The sequence below is a fragment of the Endozoicomonas atrinae genome, from assembly GCF_001647025.1.
Classification (GTDB): Bacteria; Pseudomonadota; Gammaproteobacteria; order Pseudomonadales; family Endozoicomonadaceae; genus Endozoicomonas; species Endozoicomonas atrinae.
In genome coordinates, this window is the sequence record NZ_LUKQ02000572.1 from 1 (window position 1) to 1,288 (window position 1,288).

Below are 1,288 nucleotides of genomic sequence, written 5' to 3' on the forward strand. Positions count from 1 at the left end.
CCGTTGTTCTTCCGTGTCACCATCGACGGCAGCGAGTTCGACTTCGTGGAATACCTGGGCGAGTACGACTACGACAAGTCCAAAGCCCTCGACGTGGCCGACAAGCACCTGCTGTCTGACTATCCCAGACCCATGCAGCGTTACCTCCGCAAGTTCCTCGAAGACAACCTGCCAGAACAACCAACGTACTCATAACCCACACACCCGCCCAGGTATTTAGGGGAAATCCTACCTGACGGGCTGCTCTGCCAGCTCTATCAATCCCGACACGATACTACTACGGCAAATCGGTGTTTACTGGTTTGACGGCGTTGTTGTGTCTCGGAAAACAACAACCAATGGAGATACATCATGACAACTACAACAGACAAACTCAGGGAAGCCGTTCAAAACACCAACGGTAACGAGCGTCGTGCCCAGCTTCGCAAGTTGTTCAAGCAAACCGTCGGCAACTACCTCAAGAAGTGCAACTGGGAGAACATCGGCGAGCGTTCACCGCTCATCGGTTCTGGCCAAGACAAGTACAACCTTCGCCCCACATGGTCAGAGTACCGTGACCGCTGCTCCGTGCAGGTCATGGCTTACATGGTTGATCGTGTGATCGAGTATCACAAGCAGTCCAACTTCGAGGCCGTCGACGACTTCGTGAGCGAGTTTATTCTGGCCATCACCGAGCCAGAAGAGTTCGCCAGAGGTGCAGACCTTGACGCTCCCGTCGGCAGTGTCCGTCGTTACCACTTCGGTTACAACGCCAAATGGATATACGTCGAAGACACATGGGACGCCCTCGGAGGCAACACCAAGAAACAACCCGTTCGAAAACAACTGGCACAAAACCCAATCAAAAAGGACAGCAACATGGACACATGGACGATCTCAACCGAGCAGAAAGACCGCGAACTGCTCGACTCCGTTCTCAAGCAAGTGACCAACAATGAGGTCAGCGTCGAGCGCATCGAGAGTGCCATCAACGGTGGCTTGCAGGCACAGAAACGAAATCAGGAACTCGAAGCCGAGCTGAGACGCAAGCCTAAACACCTGAGCGCACCGATCACCATGCCCAAGGGCTTGCCCGATCTCAAGAACGTGGCATGGACAAATGCCAACGAGGTCTTCCGTCCAGGTCAACGCAAGGTTAAAGCCCTCGACTTCGACATCCCCGTCTTCGAGTGGAGCGGTGCCCATCGTGACGTGCCAGAAGTGGACGAGAACTATGTGTTCCGTACCGACCTCCTTGTCCCCGTGCTGTTAGCTCTCACCGACAACACGAAGGCGTGGATCAGTGGTC

General features: G+C 54.5%; 2 protein-coding genes. Both read left to right on the forward strand.

All coding sequences use genetic code 11. The features are described from left to right. The coding region (locus AK963_RS34020; protein ID WP_238593894.1) for a hypothetical protein at nt 1-195 on the forward strand (195 nt) is incomplete at its 5' end. A gap of 156 nt (nt 196-351) precedes the next feature. Further along, nucleotides 352-1,288, forward strand: a 937-nt coding sequence (locus AK963_RS29130) for a hypothetical protein (protein ID WP_139117781.1), incomplete at its 3' end; no start/stop codon positions are given.